At 73.7% G+C, this 14556-nt stretch carries 12 protein-coding genes and 1 pseudogene; 8 read left to right on the top strand and 5 right to left on the bottom strand.

Annotated elements, in window-relative coordinates; translation table 11 throughout:
- Positions 1-19: 19 nt before the first annotated feature.
- Complete coding sequence (locus ACIP67_RS41925; RefSeq protein WP_401699661.1) at positions 20-1543, top strand: alpha/beta fold hydrolase; 1524 nt, start codon at positions 20-22, stop codon at positions 1541-1543.
- A 211-nt stretch (positions 1544-1754) separates the two neighbouring features.
- On the opposite strand, the pseudogene ligA reads toward ACIP67_RS41925, so the two are convergent.
- A pseudogene (gene ligA / locus ACIP67_RS41930) lies at positions 1755-3919 on the bottom strand (NAD-dependent DNA ligase LigA).
- Between the two features lie 178 nt (positions 3920-4097).
- On the opposite strand from ligA, the gene ACIP67_RS41935 reads away from it, so the two are divergent.
- From ACIP67_RS41935 to ACIP67_RS41950, 4 genes are all read left to right on the top strand, one after another.
- Positions 4098-4703: an HD domain-containing protein gene (locus ACIP67_RS41935; protein WP_401699663.1), complete on the top strand. Its 606-nt coding sequence runs from the start codon at positions 4098-4100 to the stop codon at positions 4701-4703.
- A gap of 123 nt (positions 4704-4826) precedes the next feature.
- The gene (locus ACIP67_RS41940) at positions 4827-6278 is read left to right on the top strand and encodes a WGR domain-containing protein (RefSeq protein WP_401699665.1); all 1452 of its coding nucleotides are present in this window, start codon (positions 4827-4829) and stop codon (positions 6276-6278) included.
- A gap of 446 nt (positions 6279-6724) precedes the next feature.
- On the top strand, positions 6725-7195 hold the full coding sequence (locus tag ACIP67_RS41945) for a hypothetical protein (protein WP_401699667.1): 471 nt from the start codon (positions 6725-6727) through the stop codon (positions 7193-7195).
- A 254-nt stretch (positions 7196-7449) separates the two neighbouring features.
- Positions 7450-8487 carry an alpha/beta hydrolase family esterase gene (locus ACIP67_RS41950; protein WP_401699669.1) on the top strand — a complete coding sequence of 346 codons (1038 nt, stop codon included), beginning with the start codon at positions 7450-7452 and terminating at the stop codon, positions 8485-8487.
- 88 nt (positions 8488-8575) lie between these two features.
- Here ACIP67_RS41950 and ACIP67_RS41955 read toward each other — a convergent pair whose 3' ends face one another.
- Complete coding sequence (locus ACIP67_RS41955; RefSeq protein ID WP_401699671.1) at positions 8576-9301, bottom strand: DUF1990 family protein; 726 nt, start codon at positions 9299-9301, stop codon at positions 8576-8578.
- Positions 9302-9309: 8 nt separating this feature from the next.
- Positions 9310-9807 (bottom strand): HIT family protein, encoded by a 498-nt coding sequence (locus ACIP67_RS41960; protein ID WP_401699673.1) that lies wholly within the window; start codon positions 9805-9807, stop codon positions 9310-9312.
- A gap of 83 nt (positions 9808-9890) precedes the next feature.
- Between ACIP67_RS41960 and ACIP67_RS41965 the strand changes: the two genes are divergently transcribed.
- On the top strand, positions 9891-12104 hold the full coding sequence (locus tag ACIP67_RS41965) for an FUSC family protein (RefSeq protein ID WP_401699675.1): 2214 nt from the start codon (positions 9891-9893) through the stop codon (positions 12102-12104).
- Positions 12105-12194: 90 nt separating this feature from the next.
- On the opposite strand, the gene ACIP67_RS41970 is transcribed toward ACIP67_RS41965, so the two are convergent.
- Positions 12195-12767: an NADPH-dependent FMN reductase gene (locus ACIP67_RS41970; RefSeq protein ID WP_401699677.1), complete on the bottom strand. Its 573-nt coding sequence runs from the start codon at positions 12765-12767 to the stop codon at positions 12195-12197.
- Between the two features lie 92 nt (positions 12768-12859).
- On the opposite strand from ACIP67_RS41970, the gene ACIP67_RS41975 reads away from it, so the two are divergent.
- A complete protein-coding gene (locus ACIP67_RS41975) occupies positions 12860-13363 on the top strand; it encodes a MarR family winged helix-turn-helix transcriptional regulator (RefSeq protein ID WP_401699680.1) in 504 nt (167 codons plus the stop codon).
- Between the two features lie 149 nt (positions 13364-13512).
- The gene (locus ACIP67_RS41980; protein ID WP_401699682.1) at positions 13513-14322 is read left to right on the top strand and encodes an SDR family oxidoreductase; all 810 of its coding nucleotides are present in this window, start codon (positions 13513-13515) and stop codon (positions 14320-14322) included.
- 81 nt (positions 14323-14403) lie between these two features.
- Here ACIP67_RS41980 and ACIP67_RS41985 read toward each other — a convergent pair.
- Positions 14404-14556: DUF475 domain-containing protein (locus tag ACIP67_RS41985; protein ID WP_401699692.1), on the bottom strand; the 153-nt coding region annotated here is incomplete at its 5' end.

Below are 14556 nucleotides of genomic sequence, written 5' to 3' on the forward strand. Positions count from 1 at the left end.
CGTGCTGGAGGAGAGGGTCATGACCGCATTCATTTTGGTGTCCGGTGTGTTCACCGGTGCCCACGTGTGGGAGGAGACGGCCGCGCGACTGACCGCGGCGGGCGCCGAGGTCCACACGGCCGCCCTCACCGGGCTCGACGGGGCCCGCCCCGCCGCGGGGGCCCGGGTCGACCTGGAGACCCACATCGCGGACGTGGTCGCGGTGATCGACGCGGTGGGCGCGGCGCCGGCCGGGCGGGACGTCGTGTTGGTCGGCCACGACTACGGCGCCCACCCGGTGCTCGGCGCCGCCGACCGCCGGCCGGAGCGCGTCGCGCGCGTCGTCTGCCTGGACACGGGAATGCCGCAGGACGGCGTCCCGGCTCTCACGGCCCTGCCCGGCCAGGAGCTGCGCGCGCGGCCGGCCGGGCCCGGTGCGACGAGCGGGACCGACGGGGAACTGGCGCCTCCCGGCCGTGACGCGTGGCACCGCTGGGGCAGCACCGCCGGAGTGCCCGACACGGCGCTGGACCGGCTCACCGCCCTCGCCGCACCGCAGCCCCTGGGCACCCTGCTCCAGCCGCTGCGGCTGACGGGCGCGGTGGCCGCGGTGCCCACCACCGGAGTGCTGTGCACCGGCAACGGTGCGAGCATCGAGGCCGTCCGGAGACTCGTCGACTTCGGCGACCCCGCCCTGCGGGCGCTGACCGATCCCCGGGTGACGTTCTTCGAACTCCCCACCGGGCACTGGCCGATGCTCTCCTGCCCCGCCGAGCTGGCCGACGTCCTGCTGCGGGCCGCGTCCGGTGAAGGGCACCGGCTGATCCCGGCCGACCGGGCCGAACCGCCCGCGCACCTGCGGCCGTTCCTGCTCGAGGTCCCCGCATTCCCGCGCGAACGCCACGACCACGTCGACCTCCACCTGCCCGACGCCGGGGCTCCGCGTCCGGCGGTGGTGTTCGTGCACGGCGGCCCGGTGCCCGCCGGAGCCGTCCCCACCCCGCGGGACTGGCCGACCCTGGTCGGGTACGCCCGGTACGCCGCCGCGCACGGCGCGGTGGGCGCCACCCTCGACCACCGTCTGCACCACGTGGCGCACTACGAGCGCGCCGCAGCCGACGTGGCCGCCGCGGTGGAGCTGGTGCGGGCCCATCCGCGGGTGGACCCCGACCGGGTCGCGCTGTGGTTCTTCTCGGGCGGCGGACCGCTCACGGCCGACTGGCTGGGGGCACCCCCGGCGTGGCTGCGCTGCCTGGCCGCCACCTACCCGGTCCTGGCGCCCCTGCCGAACTGGGGCCTGGCCGACAGCCGCTTCCGCCCGGCGGACGCGCTGGCCGGGGCGGGCACCCTGCCCGTCGTGCTCACCCGGGTCGGGCGGGAGGCACCCGAGATCGCCGCCACCGTCGAAGGGTTCCTCGCCGCGGCCCGGGAGTGCCGGGCGAACGTCGAGGTGATCGACGTGCCGCACGGCCACCACGGCTTCGAGACCCTCGACCCGACCGACGAGTCCCGCAAGGCCGTGCACCGCGCGATGCTCTCGGTGCTGGCCCATCTGACGGCGTGAGCCTCGGCAGTGCGCGCGCAGGGTTACTGCCGTCATGGCCGTCATGGCCTTCATGGCTCTCATGGCCGTCAGCCGGCAGCTCGCCGGACCTCGGCGGAGCGCCTCGCCGCCTGCCGGCGCGCGCATGGCCTGCGTTCCGGCGCACCCGATGCCGTGGCCGTGGCCGTGGCGAGCGGCTGCGGCGCCGGCCGGAACTCGTCGGCGCGCGCTGCTACTTCGACGGCTCCCCGTCCCCGTCCCCGTCCCCGTCCCCGTCCCCGTCCGTGTCCGTGTCCGTGTCCGTGTCGGTGTCGAGGAAGCCGGCGACGAGGGCGGCGAACTCGTCGGGGCCGGCCAGGCGGATGCCGAGGGTCTCGGCCTTGGCGCGCTTGGAGCCGGCGTTCTCCCCGGCGACGACGAGGCTGGTCTTCTTGGAGACGCTGGAGGAGGAGCGGCCGCCGGCGCGTTCGATGAGCTCGTTCATCTGGTTGCGGCTGAGCTTCTCCAGCGGGCCGGTCATCGCGCCGGTGACGACCACGGTCATGCCGTCCAGCGGACCCCCGCCGCCGGACGGCTGCTCGGGTACGGTGCCGTCCCCGGTGTCGCGTGCGGCGGTGGGCGGGGTGGCGCCGGGCTCGGTCATGTTGACGCCGACCGCGACGAGTCTGTCGATGAGCGGGCCGAGTTCGGCCAGCTCGGCCACGATGGACGGCGCCTTCTCGGTGCCGATGCCCTCGACCTGCTGGACCGTCTCGGCGTCGGCGGCGCGGAGGTTGTCCATGGTGGCGAAGTACCGGGCGATCCGGCGGGACATGGAGCGGCCGGTGCCCCGCACGCCGAGCGCGCACAGCACCCGCGACAGCGGCTGGTTCCTGGCCGCGGCCAGCGCGGCGAGGAGGTTGTCGGTGCTGGTGTCCCCCATGCGGTCCAGACCGAGGAGCTGGTCGCGGGTGAGGGTGAACAGGTCGGCGAGATCGGCGACCAGGCCCGCCTCGACGAGCTGGACGACACGGGTGTGGCCGAGCCCTTCGATGTCGAGCTGGTCGCGGCCGGCGGCGTAGGAGAGGGACGCGACGAGGTGGCAGTCGCGGCCGTTCTCACAGCGCCAGCGCTGCTCGCTGCTGTCGATGCCGGAACCGCAGCGCGGGCACGTCTCGGGGAAGACGATCGGCTGCTCGTCGCCGGTCCGCAGGTGAGCGACGGGTGCTTCGATGCGGGGGATGACATCGCCGGCCCGGTGGACCATCACGTGGTCGCCCAGGCGCAGGTCGCGGCGGGTGATGTCGGCCGGGTTGTGGAGGGTGGCGTAGGTGATCGTGGAGCCGTCGATGGTGACCGGCTCCAGGACGGCGCGGGGGGCGATGACGCCGGTGCGGCCCACGTTCCACTCCACCGCCAGCAGCCGGGTGATCTTCTCGACGGCCGGCAGCTTGAAGGCGACCGCGTATCGCGGTGCCCGCGACCCCGATCCGGCAGCCTGCTGGTCGGCGGCCAGGTCGGCCTTGACCACGATCCCGTCGATCCCGAACGGCAGTCCGGGCCGCAGGGCCTCGATCTCCCGCACCCGTCCGAGGACCTCGTCGACGGTGCCGGCGGTGACGCCGGGCACGGCGGTGGCGGCGGTCGTGTTCACCCCGAGGGCGGCGGCCCGGGCCATCAGGTCGCTGTGCGCCGCCTCCGCCAGCCGGTCGGCGAGCGGGACGCGGTGTCGGCGAGGGGCAGCAGGCCGTAGCCGTAGAACGTCATCGGCACGGTGTACGCGCGGTCCCTGGCGCGCAGGGTGCCCGCCGCGGCGTTGCGCGGGTTGGCGAACGGCTGGCCGCCGTGCGCGGTGCGCACCTCGTTGGCGTGCTCGAACTGGGCGGTGGTCATCAGGACTTCACCGCGCACCTCCACCGAGACCGGCTCGGCCAGCTGCTCCGGCAGTCCCTCGACGGTGCCGACCGCGTGCGAGACGTCCTCCCCGGCCGTCCCGTCGCCCCGGGTGATCAGCCGCGTCAGGCGGCCGTCGGTGTAGCGGGCCGCGATCGCCAGACCGTCCAGCTTCGGCTCGACACTGAACCGCTCCACCTCATGGCCGACCCGGCGGGCCAACGACGCGGCCCACGCGGCGAACTCCTCCGGCGAGAACACGTTGTCCAGGCTCAGCATCGCCACCGTGTGCGGCACGTCCCCCTCGACGGCGCCGCCGGCGACCTTCCCGGTCGGCGAGTCGGGCACCACCTGCCCGGGATGGTCCGCCTCCCAGGCCGCGATGGAGCGCACCAGCCGGTCGTAGGCGTCGTCGTCCAGCGCCGAGGTGCCCCCGGAGTAGTAGGCGGCCGACGCCTGTACCGCGTCCTCGACCGCCTGCGCGTAGGCGGCGGCGTCCACAATCACTGCAGCAGGCGTTGTCATGCGGGTCATCCTGCCTGCCACCACTGACAACGCCCCTGCCATCACTGACTCCACCACTGACAACGCCCCTGCGACCGCCCGGACCCCGCCCGGCGCCCAGGGGCCGGACCGGCGGGGCCGGCCGTCACGGCGCCTCGTCCCGGTCCGCCGGTGCGTCCGCGGTTGCTACGCTCCCCGGATGAGGATTCCGGGACCCGAAGAGATCCGTGCGCTGCACGAGAAGTACGCGCCGACCGCCGAGGCGTTCGATCTGGTGCACTCGCACTGCGAGGTCGTCTGGTCCATCGCCGAGCAACTCCTCTCCGCGCCGCATCTGCGTCATCTCGACGCCGAACTGGTCCGCGCCGGCTGCCTCCTGCACGACATCGGCGTCTACCGCCTCTATGCGGACGACGGACGGCTGGACCACAAGAACTACATCCGGCACGGACTGCTCGGCCACGCCATCCTCCAGGACGAAGGCCTCCCGGAGGTCCTGTGCCGCTTCTGCTCCCACCACACCGGCGTGGGAGTCACGAAGAACGACGTCCTGAGCCAGGGCCTCCCGCTGCCCGTCGCCGACTACCTGGCGGTGACGGACGAGGAGAAGCTGGTGATGTACGCGGACAAGTTCCACAGCAAGTCCAGGCCCACGGCGTTCCTCTCCGCCGACGAGTACGCCGCCCACGTCCGCCGCTTCGGCGAGGACAAGGTCACCGCCTTCCAGGCGCTGCGCGCGGAGTTCGGCGACCCGGACCTGGCCGTTCCGGTGCCGCGCGGACGAGGCGTCCGCCCGCGCCCGTGACCGCCGCCCCACCCACGGGAGGGCGCGACGGCCGTCGGCCGCCGTTGTCAGTGGTCCCTCCTATGGTGTGAGCAGTGGGACCCGCCGGAACGACCGCGGGTCCGTGTTCGGGGAGGGGCTGTCATGTCTGCGGGGTCTGCGGTGTCGACGACGTATCTGGAGCTGTCGCAGGACAGTGGCGGCGCGCACAAGTTCTACGAAGTGTCCGTCGCCGGACAGGAGGTGACGGTGCGGTACGGGCGGATCGGCGCCGCCGGCCAGACCCAGACGACGACGTTCCCGACCCCGCAGAAGGCGCAGGCCGCCGCCGCGAAGAAGGTGGGGGAGAAGGTCCGCAAGGGGTACGCCCCGGCCGTCGCCGGACAGCGGGCCCCCCGCCCGGTGACCCGGCGCCAGGTGTCGTCGGCTCCCTCCACCGCGCGTGCCGTGGCACCGGTGCTGTGGCGGTTCCGCACGGGCTCGTCGGCGTTCGGCATCCACGTCGACGACCGGCACTGCTGGGTCGGCAACCAGTCCGGTGACGTCTACACCCTGGACCACGACGGCGGCGTCCTCGCCCGCTTCAGCCTGCCGGACGGTGTCAAGTGCCTGGTCGCCGACGACTTCTGGATCTACGCCGGCTGTGACGACGGCAAGGTCTACGACCTGTCCTCCAAGCTGCCGTTCGCCGCGTACGACATCGCCGCGGACGTCGACATCTTCTGGCTGGACATCCACGAGGGCATCCTGAACGTCTCCGACCGCGACGGCCGGCTCACCGTCATCGACCACGAGGACGAACACCAGTGGGCCCGCCGCAGCCAGGGCGAGCACGCCTGGATGGTCCGCGCCGACGACCGGGCCGTCTACCACGGCCACTACCGCGGCGTCACCGCCTACGCGCCCGACGGCGGCGGCGAACTGTGGCACACCCCCACCCGGGGCGGGGTGCTGTTCGGCTGGCAGGAGGACGACGCCGTGTACGCGGGAACCGCGCACCGCGTGGTGCAGCGGCTGTCGAAGGCGACCGGCGGCATCGAGGCCACCTACGCCTGCGACAGCGCGGTGTACTCGTGCGCCACGTCGCCCGGCGGACGGTTCGTCTTCGCCGGCGACGCCTCGTCCTCCGTCTACTGCTTCGACCAGGACGGTACGCGGCTGTGGAAGCTCGGTACGGGCGGCGGCTCGGCACTGTCGATGCAGTACCGCGACGAGCGGCTGTACCTGGTGACCACCGACGGCTCACTGGTGTGCGTGGACGCGAGCGAGGCGGCCGTCTCCGCGGCCCAGCAGGGCACGGTGCCGGTGGCGCGGGACATCAAGCTCGCGGCGGCCCTGCCGGCCCACGCGCCGGCGACGGCCGCGGACGCGGTGGCCGGCGTGGACCGGGCTCCCGCCGGGACGGTCGTGGTCGAGTGCGTCAGCGAGGGCGGCCGGGTGCGCGTGCACGTGGTGTCCGACGGCTACGACTCGTCCTGGAGGGTCCAGTTCCCCCGCGCGATACGGGTGCCCGGGGCACGCTACGTCGTGGACGCGCTGCACCCGGCGGCCGGCGGCTTCTACCGGGTCCGCGGCGACATCCGGCGCCTGCTGTGAACGGGCCCTGACACACCCTCGTTCCGCACCACGCGTGACACCCGGCCTGACCGGCGTCCCGGGGCCGGACCGCCGAGCCCCCGCCCCCGCCTCCGTTCAGCCGGGAGAGCCAGGAGACGGGCGGGGGCACGGGGATGGGCGACCGCCGACGCCGTCAACCGCCTGCTGCCGCGCCGGGTGCAGGGCGAGCCGCGTTCCGACGGCTCCGTGCTCGTCACCACCCGCTCCCTGGCGGTCCCCGAGAGGCGGACGACCGCAGGGGTGCGGCCCTGACCGCCCTGCTCCTGGTGGGCGCGGCCATGACCCGGCGAACCCGTCCCGAGCGGTGGTCCGTGACGGGCTCGCTCTGCGTTCGACGGGGAGACAGGTGTACGTGGAGGCGGCTATCTTGCTGCCCGTTCCGAGCAGCGCGACCGCCCGCCCGTCCGACGGAGAAAGCCGAGTCGATGACCGTTCCCGCGCCCGTCCCGCCGCCTCCCTCCCACCCGCCGACTCCCGCCGCCGGCAGCCGTCCCTCCGCCCGGTGGAGAGCGCCGCTGATCACGGCGGTCGTGGCCGGTGGAGCGGGGGTGGGTCTCGGCTGGCTGCTGTGGGCCGGCGGGGACAGCGCGGCCGCCGGCACCGGTCTGGGCGATGCCCGGGCCGACGCGGCGGGCGCCTGTCAGGCGTTCCGCCGGGTTCCGGAGCTGAGCGCCGTCTACGGCGGTTCCGACAGCGCCTTCGAGGCCCGCTACAACCGCGTGGGAGCCGCTTCCGCACTGGCCCACTCCGCGGCCGAACTGGACGACCGCTACGACGACCTGGACACGGCGATGCAGAACATCGTGAGCCGCTTGCAGACCAACGACGTGAAGGGTGCGGAGGCGGTGGCCGCCCGGAAGAAAGTGCACACCCTCTGCGCGACGTACGACGACTAGAGCCGCTCTCCGGGACCAGCGGGCCGGCAGAGACCCCGGCGGACCGGCCGAGGGGCCGAGAGGCCGGGGCGTCGGGGTGTCGGGAGGCCGGGGCGTCGGGGTGCCGGCATGGCACCGGCCGCCTGGTCCCCTCCTGGACGTGACACCCCGCGGGCAGGCTCGCGGCCGTGACGGACGCGCCTTCGGCCGGCGGCGCGCCCGGCCGGTCATCTTGCCGATGCCGCGGCACCGGGAGGCGCCCCATCCTGCGGGGCATGGTCTCCCACAGCGTGGCGGGCGCGGAAACCCGCTTCCCCTCACTCAGACTCCACATCATCCTGGCGGCGGTCGTCGCGATGCTGGCCGCGACGATGCTCTCCGCCGCTCCGGCACGGGCACAGACCGGCTTCCACGAGGTGCAGGACTTCGGCAGCAACCCGGGCAACCTGAAGATGTTCGCCTACGTCCCGGAGCAGGCGCAGTCCGGCGCCCCGGTCGTGGTCCTCTTCCACGGCTGTGGCGGCTCCGCGCAGGACCTGGACGTCGACACCGGCTGGCGCAAGTACGCCGACGCCTACGGGTTCACGATCGTCTTCCCGGAGCAGAAGGACGAGAACGTCGGCTCCGGCGGCATCGTGCCGCACAAGTGCTTCAGCGCGTGGAACCCCGCCGACCGCACCCGCGACGGCCAGGGCGAGGCCCGCTCGGTGGTCCAGATGGTCGACTACATGAAGGCGAACCACGCCGCCGACGCGAGCCGCGTCTACGCCACCGGGTACTCCGGCGGCGGCGCCGCCACCAACGTGATGCTCGCGGCCTACCCGGACGTGTTCAAGGCGGGCGCGGTGTTCTTCGGCATGGCGTACGGCTGCGCCGACACCGAGGCCGACTACTTCGACACCGGCCTGCTGGCGCAGTGTCCGGGCATGATCAACTCCCTCACCCCCCGGCAATGGGGAGACAAGATCCGTAGCGCCTACCCGGGCTACACCGGCGCCAGGCCGCGGGTGCAGATCTGGCACGGCGGCTCCGACCTGCTGATCAACAGGAACTCGCTGGAGAAGCAACGCGACGGCTGGACCGACGTGTTCGGTGTCGCACAGACGCCTGCGTTCACGTCACGTCCGGCCCTCGGCGTCACCAAGCAGGTGTACGGCAGCGGCCAGGTCGAGACGTACCTGATCAGCTCGATGGGCCATGAGGCGCCCGTCGACCCGGGCATCGGAATCGACAAGTGCGGCACCATCGGCCAGGGCCACGACTCACTCTGCGGGCCGTACTACGCGGCCGGGTTCTTCGGCCTGGACAGCTGAACCCGGACCGGAACCCGCCGCACCGCGGCCGCAACCGCCGCGGTGCGCCGCGGTGCGCCGCAGTGCGGTTCCCGGGCGGTTTCACGGATCAGACCAGCGCGCGCAGGTACCGCACGCGCACACAGCGCTGGGCGAGCAGCAGGACGGGATACACGAGCCGCCACGGACCCGTCGGCGCGGCCCGGGTCAGCGACCGGAGCGTCAGACGGACACGGCCGTCGTCGCCGCGGTGCGCGATGAACGCCTCCTCCCCGCTGACCGGGTGCCCGAAGCGGGTGCCGTAGGCGAAACCGCACCGGTCCTCGTCGTCCACCACGGCGACGACCTCGACGGGTTCGCGGACGACGAGCGGGCCGACGCCCACCGTGACGGTGTAACGCCCTCCCGTACGCACCTCGACGCACGCCCCGTCGGCCGAGGCCACGTCGAACCCGCTGCGCCGCTTGACCTCCCACCGCATGACGGCCTCCCGGGCGGCGGCCCAGGCGCCCTCGCCCACGCCGATCGTCACGGTCCTCTCGAAGCGACGGAACCCGGCGGGGGCGTCCCGCCACCGGGGGCTTGCGGGGGACGTGGCCCCCGGAGCGCCGTAGTTCAGACCGTCGGCCGACCGGCCGGACAGCGAGCGCGGCCGACGCCACGGTCGTCCGCCGTCGTCACCCGCCATGCCCGTACCCCCCCGCCCCGGCCCACCGCGTACCCGTCCGACCCGGCCGACCGTTCCGGCTGTCCGACTTGTGCGACTGTCCGACCGGCCGACTGTCCGGCTCACCTTATCGGCCGGGGGCCGTGGGGGACCGGCGGCGTGCCTCATGCCTCACCTCACGCCGCCGGATCACCGAGCGCCGGTGAGCGCGACCGGTCCAGTTCACTCCCGATCGCGGCCCGCAGCCCGTCGTGCCGCGGACCGAGACCGAACCGCTCGTCGGTCCACCGGTCCTGCGGATACAGCCACACGGGCCGGCCCACCAGATCGGCCGGCTCCCACTCGAACCGCGGCCAGACGTGCGCGTGCAGGAACGGGTCCGTGTTCCCGAGGATCTCCAGGTTGACCCTGCGGAACGCCGGGTCCAGGCGCCGGCAGGCCCGCTCGACCGCCTCGCCGAGCCGGTCCATGTCGGACAGGAACGACAGGCGCTTCACCTTGGGCAGGTCGGACAGCCGTCCGACACGGGGGTCGTCCACGAGGAGGACCGAGTACCCCGGCAGGAACTGGACGTCGCCGATCACCGCGAACCCCGCCTCCAGACGCCGCAGCACAGTCGGGTTCTCGCCCCGCAGCGCGGCCCCGATCCGATCCGTCCGCCAGTCACCGTTCACGGTCCGAACGTATCCGCTCCGTGCCCGCGGCACGGCGGGTACGGGAAGGTGCCGGAAACACTGGGGTGGGTGATTCTGAAGGGGTGTCTGGTGTCCCAGCCGGTCGGATCCCGGCGGCCTACGCCGCCTCGGGCCGCCGGGCGGTGCGCGTGACGCTGGTCGCCGCGGCCGGTTTCTACCTGTTCCGCTACGGCTTCGACAGCCCCGTGGCGTCCGTCTACGCCCTGTTCGCCGCTGTGGCGCTCGGCGGGCTCTCCAAGATCCCCGGCACCGGGCGGCAGTGCGCCGCGACGGTGGTCCGCCTGCTGCCCGTGTGCTGGCTGCTGGTGGTCGTCGGCACGTACCTGTCGGTGCGGACCTGGAGCGCCGTCGTCGGCATGTTCGTGGTCGGCTTCGCGCTGGCCTTCGCCGCCGTGGGCGGGCCGCGCCCGGCGGGTGCGGCCCCGGGCCTGCAACTGCTCTACATCCTGCCGTCCTTCCCGCCGTACGATCCCGGCTCGCTCGACGAACGGCTGCTCGGGACGACCACCGGGCTGGCCCTGTTCATCGCCGCCGAGGCGCTGGTCCTTCCCGAGCCCGCCCCGCCGCCGTACCGGGAGCGGACCGCCCGCGCCGCGCAGACCGCCGCGCGCTGTGCGTCGGCTCTCGCCGTACCCCCGTACGCCCTGACCGACGCGGACATCCGGGCGACCCGCGAGGACGGGTGGGCGCTGCGCTCCACGACCGTGCCGGAGGCGGACCGTCCGGCGGGGCCGGGGGTGCGCCACCGTGCCCTCGCGCACACCGGTCTGGCCACCCGCACGCTCCTGAGCCGACTGGCACAACTGCCCGCCTCCCGGGGCATCGGTCCGGGACCCGATGTGACCGCCGTCTTGTGCGCGGTGGCCCATCTGGCCACGGCGACCGCCGTCTGCCTGCGAGCGGGGCCGTCGCCCACGGCACCGTACGCGGAGGCGGCCGCGGCCCGCGCACACCTGACCGCCCTGTCCGCCGGCCCTGCCCCCACCGGCGTTCCCGCCTCCGACCCCGCCGACGGGACCACTCCCGCTCCGGGTTTCCCGCCCGCGGTACTGCGCCGCCACGCCGCCGTGCTGGAGACGGCCGACGCGGCCCTGGCGATGGCCACGGCAGCGGATCTGGCGGCACGCGGCCGGCCCGCCTCGGTGCAGGTGCCGCCGGGCCGCTTCTGGTACGCCACGACCCGGGCGCCGCTCCTGTGGTGGCACCGCCTGCGCGGACACGCCGTGCGCCGGTCGGTGTTCTTCCAGAACGCGGTGCGCCTGGCCCTGGCCCTGACGGCGGCCCGGCTGGTGGCCGGGGTGGACACGCTGCCCCACGGCTTCTGGGCCATGCTGGCGACCCTCACCCTCACCCGGACCACCATGGACGAGACCCGGAGCACCATCCGCCTGGCCCTCACGGGCACGCTGGCCGGCGCCCTGGTGACCGCCGGCACACTGACCCTGGTCGGGACCCACACCGCCGTGTACGCCGCCGTACTGCCGGTGTGGATGCTGTTCGCCTTCACGGTGGGGCCGGTCAAGGGCGTCGGCTGGGCGCAGGGACTGTTCACCGTGCTCGTCGCCCTGGTCTTCGCCCAATTGGCGCCGGCGACCTGGCGGCTGGCGGAGGTCCGGATGCTGGACGTGCTGGTCGGCAGCGCGATCGGCGCGGTGTTCGGTCTGCTGGCCTGGCCCCGCGGGGCCCACGACGAACTGCGCCGTGCGGCGGCGGAACTGCTGCGCAGGGCGGCCGAGATCGTCGTGGCGACCGGTGCCTCGGTGGCGGGGGGCGGGGCGGCGGTGGCGGGAGGCGGTGCGGCGGTCCCGCCTCCCGCGGTGCCCGGCCACCGGTCGCTGCGACACGCGGTCATCCTCGCGGAGTCCGCGTACGCCCAGTTCCTGAGCGAGCCGACACCGTTCGGAGGCCGCAGACCCCGGCCGGGGCCGCCCGAGGTGGACTGGCAGGCGACGCTGATAGCCGGTCACCACACCCTGTGGGGCGCCCAGCGGCTGCTGGAGCCGCCCCTCACCGAGCTGGGCCCGGAAGCGGCCGAGTCGGTCAGCGGGCTGGGGGACCGGGTGGCCGGACGGATGCTGCTGGTCTCGGCGGCACTGGACCCGGGGGGCGACACGCCGACCGCGCCCCTACCGCTGATCGACCCGGCCCTGGCGGGCTTCGCCACGGAGCCCCCCGGCGCACCGCGGCTGTACTACGCGACCGTGTCGTGGCTGGACTCGCTCATGACCGACCTGGCACGGATCGCACGCGGCGGACCGGAACCCGGGAGGACGTGACGGCCGCCGGTGGGCGAGGAGCGGCTGCCCGGCCCGGCCGTGCCGCGGAGGCGCGGGCGGCGCCGGCTCCGCGGTGCCGCCGGGGCGGGATCAGGCGGCCGCCTGCCGGGCGCGCAGCGGTGCCAGTGCCCGGCTCCAGGAGATCACCTGGTCGAGCATGGTGGTCAGGACCGGGAGGTTGTGGTCGCCGGGCGTGAAGGTGCTGTAGTTCTCGAACTCGGTGGTGAACGGCAGGACGACCTGTGCGCGCACGTCGGCCATCATCAGCTCCCCGGCCATGGTCCGCAGGTGTTCCACGGCGCGGACGCCACCCTGCGGGCCGTAGGAGATGAATCCGACGGCCTTGTTGTTCCACTCAGCGAACAGGTAGTCCAGAGCGTTCTTCAGCACGCCGGTGGTGCTGTGGTTGTACTCCGGGGTGATGATGACGAACCCGTCGAACGAGGCGATCTTCTCCGCCCACCGGCGCGTGTGCTCGTGCTCGTACCGGCCGAACGACGGCGGAGCCGACTCGTCCAGCAGGGGCAGCGGGAAGTCCCGCAGATCCACGAGTTCGATCTCGGCGTCCCCGCGCTGCGAGGCCACGTCCACAGCCCAGCGCGCCACCGGCTCGCCTTTCCGATGAGGGCGGGTGCTGCCCAGGATGATTCCGATACGCGTCACGGTCGTTCCTCCACGTCGCAAGGGTACGTGCAATGGTACGTGTCATGGATAGTACGCGAAGTGTACTGTCCTGCGCCTGTACGATAGCTCCCATGACCACCTCCCCGTCCACCGCCGCCGCGAGCGGTACGGGCCTCGCCGCCGCGCGCGGGGAGGCCGAGGCCGACGCCAGGGCCCTCATCCAGCTCTCCGGGCTGATCCGCGACACCTTCGCGCGGGTGGCCGAGCACTACGACCTCACCCCGGTCCAGGGCCGCATGCTGTGCGTCCTCGCGGAGAAGCCTCGCGCCATGGCCGAACTCGCCCGTCTCTTCGGCGTCGGCAAAGCGAACATGACCGGACTCGTCGACCGCGCCGCCCAGCGCCACCTCGTCGAACGCGTACCCGCGCCCGGAGACCGCCGCGCCGTCCACGTCGTCCTCACCGACGACGGCCGCCGCTCCGCCCTCGCCTTCCACCGGAGGGTGACCGACGAGCTCGACCTCCTTCTCGCTCCCCTCGCCCCTCAGGAGCGCACCGCCTTCCGCTCCACCGTGCTGGCGATCGCCGACGCCGCAGGGCAGCTCCCCGTCCGGCCCGCACCGCAGCGCCGCTGACGCGAGCAGGGTGCGCGCCGGCTGCACCACTGCCCCCGGTGCGGCACGTCCGTCGGGCCAGGCGACGGGCGAGCCACCGGAGACAGCGCCCCGCCGACTGCCGGAAATAAGGTTGTCGAGACCGGCCCGGCCAGGCACCATCTCGGACCGTGACGACGAACAACGATCAGTACCGGTCCGCCGAGCCCGCTCGGAGTCCCCTCCCCGCCACCCGCCCGGTCGCCCTGGTCACCGGGGTGGGGCGCACCGCCGGCATCGGCGCGGGCATAGCCGGCCGACTGGCCCGCTCGGGCTGGGACATCGCCTTCACCTACTGGACCGCCTACGACGAGCGCATGGCCTGGGGCGGCGAGCCCGGCGCAGCCGCGACGATCACCGACGCCCTCGCCGAGGAGGGCGCCGCCACCACGGCCGTCGAAGCGGACCTGGCCGACCCGGACGCTCCGGCCCGCGTCTTCGACGAGGTCGAACGCGCACTGGGCGGTGTCACCGCCTTGGTGATGTGCCACTGCGAGTCGGTCGACTCCGGTCTGCTCGACACCACCGTCGAAAGCTTCGACCGCCACTTCGCGGTCAACGCGCGTGCCACCTGGCTGCTGATCCGCGAGTACGGCCTACGCTGCGCGTCCGCCCCCGGGAGCGGCCGGATCATCGGCCTCACCAGCGACCACACCGTCGGCAACCTCCCCTACGGCGCCAGCAAGGGTGCCCTGGACCGCATCACCCTGGCCGCCTCGCACGAACTCGCCCACCTCGGTGTCACCGCCAACGTGATCAATCCCGGGCCGGTGGACACCGGCTGGATGACCGACGACGTGCGTGAGCACGTGCTCGGCCGGACGCCGCTCAGCCGCCTCGGCACCCCGCGGGACACCGCGCACCTCGTGGACTTCCTCTGCTCTCCGCAGGGCCAGTGGGTCAACGGCCAACTCCTGATGAGCAACGGCGGATTCGCCTAGCGCGACCGGGACGTCCGGCCCGCGCCCGGCGGGAACCGCTGTCGTCGTCGGGGGCCTCGGCCGTCGGGTCCGGCAGGCCGGTCACACCTCTGAGGAGACCCCGGTCTTCCCGTCCGAGCCGGTGTCGCCCTCGGCGGCCGCGAGTGCCTTGTTGCGGCGGACGGAGGACCAGAAGGACCAGGCGATCAGCACGACGCCGACCAGGCCGGTGATGATCTCGCTGATCTGGTACTG

It is taken from the genome of Streptomyces sp. NPDC088812 (genome assembly GCF_044750285.1).
Lineage (GTDB): Bacteria > Actinomycetota > Actinomycetes > Streptomycetales > Streptomycetaceae > Streptomyces.